The organism is Geodermatophilus sp. SYSU D00965 (assembly GCF_054050075.1).
This window is the reverse complement of the sequence record NZ_JBJGYQ010000056.1, coordinates 1-1,005: the sequence shown is the minus strand read 5'-3', so window position 1 is coordinate 1,005 and position 1,005 is coordinate 1. Positions and strand designations below refer to the sequence as shown.

The 1,005-nt window shown below is 58.4% G+C and carries 1 rRNA gene; it reads right to left on the bottom strand.

The annotated features are described in order from the left end of the window. Positions 1-1,005: ribosomal RNA gene (locus ACI789_RS24530) — 23S ribosomal RNA — on the bottom strand; the annotation flags it as partial.

Below are 1,005 nucleotides of genomic sequence, written 5' to 3'. Positions count from 1 at the left end.
CTGGAATGCCACGGCTTCGGCGGTGTGCTTGAGCCCCGCTACATTGTCGGCGCGGAACCACTTGACCAGTGAGCTATTACGCACTCTTTCAAGGGTGGCTGCTTCTAAGCCAACCTCCTGGTTGTCTCTGCGATCCCACATCCTTTTCCACTTAGCACACGCTTAGGGGCCTTAGCCGATGATCTGGGCTGTTTCCCTCTCGACTACGAACCTTATCGCCCGCAGTCTCACTGCCGCGCTCTCACTTACCGGCATTCGGAGTTTGGTTGACGTCAGTAACCTTGTGGGGCCCATCGGCCATCCAGTGCTCTACCTCCGGCAAGAAACACGCGACGCTGCACCTAAATGCATTTCGGGGAGAACCAGCTATCACCGAGTTTGATTGGCCTTTCACCCCTACCCACAGCTCATCCCCCAGGTTTTCAACCCTGGTGGGTTCGGTCCTCCACGCGGTCTTACCCGCGCTTCAACCTGGCCATGGGTAGATCACTCGGCTTCGGGTCTAGAGCACGCGACTATCACGCCCTGTTCGGACTCGCTTTCGCTACGGCTGCCCCTCACGGGTTAACCTCGCCACGTACCGCTAACTCGCAGGCTCATTCTTCAAAAGGCACGCAATCACCGCCGCACCGAGGTGCGATTCACGGCTCTCACGGCTTGTAGGCACACGGTTTCAGGTACTATTTCACTCCCCTCCCGGGGTACTTTTCACCTTTCCCTCACGGTACTTGTCCGCTATCGGTCACCAGGGAGTATTCAGGCTTAGCGGGTGGTCCCGCCGGATTCACACCGAATTTCACGGGCTCGGTGCTACTTGGGAGCAAGCTCGGGAGGATCCGCGTTTTCGTGTACGGGGCTGTCACCCTCTACGGCGACCCCTTCCAGAGGCCTTCCACTAACGACAGATCTTTATCACTCCCCGCACGTCCGGCAGAACGTGCAGAACTGTCCCACGACCCCGTCCCCACAACCCCTGCCGGGTATCACATGGAAACGGTTTAGCCT